The sequence below is a fragment of the Rhizobium sp. SVR5-9E genome (assembly GCF_056755095.1).
In genome coordinates this window covers 1-242 of record NZ_JBNDHS010000644.1, presented here as the reverse complement: position 1 = coordinate 242, position 242 = coordinate 1, and the positions used below count along the sequence as shown (strand labels likewise).

The following is a 242-nucleotide window of genomic DNA, read 5'->3' as shown; positions in this document are numbered from 1 at the left end:
GCCCAAAACTATGTAATAGGATCAAATTATGCCCATATAGATGAGGTTAGAGTTTATCCTGTTGGTGCACTCATGACAACCTATACTTATGATCCATTTTATAAAGGGCAAACGAGTATTATGAAACCGAATGGTCAGACTGAATACTATGATTACGATGCCTTCGGAAGACTTAAGGAGGTTTACATTATAGAAGGAAATGTAAAGAAAACGATTAGAACTACTAATTATCACTATAAGCC

The 242-nt window shown here is 35.1% G+C and carries 1 protein-coding gene; it reads left to right on the top strand.

Translation table 11 applies throughout. The features are described 5' to 3' along the window. Positions 1-242 (top strand): hypothetical protein (locus tag ACPYOJ_RS36385; RefSeq protein ID WP_481420541.1); only part of this gene is annotated, 242 nt, incomplete at both ends.